This window comes from Cupriavidus gilardii (assembly GCF_008801915.1).
Classification (GTDB): Bacteria; Pseudomonadota; Gammaproteobacteria; order Burkholderiales; family Burkholderiaceae; genus Cupriavidus; species Cupriavidus gilardii.
Map to the genome: position 1 here is coordinate 1 of NZ_VZOV01000098.1, position 449 is coordinate 449.

Annotated in this window: 1 protein-coding gene; it reads right to left on the reverse strand. The window is 35.0% G+C overall.

Annotated features, from left to right (window positions below; genetic code table 11):
• Positions 1-449: TonB-dependent receptor (locus F7Q96_RS26625; protein WP_409364735.1), on the reverse strand; the 449-nt coding region annotated here is incomplete at both ends.

Sequence of the window (449 nt, forward strand, 5' to 3'; positions counted from 1 at the left end):
ATCTTCAAATTGAGAAAGACGAGTATTCCAAATAATATTGTTAGTTAAATTAAGGCGAGCGTTAACATTATATAAGCGGTTAGTAAAATCATACGCTTGCGCTGCGCCATAAGAAAAAAAGTCACCAGTACCTTTATTTTCTTTGATTTCAGCTGATAAAGCATATTGCTCTTTATCAACACCAACTTTAGCTGAATACCCTTTTTGATCAAATCCAGCTTTGCGATCGTCATTGCTAATGATTTGATCACCATCTGTTTCAAAACGTTGACCACGAATTTGAGCGTAATAACCATCTTGGGCTAAATCTATACCTAAAATAGATTTATAAGTATTCTTTTCACCAGCTTCGATCGTCGTAAAGATTTTATTTTGTGTAGGAGTTTTTGAAATTAATTGAATTACACCGCCAATAGCATCAGTACCATACTGAACTGAAGCAGGGCCTC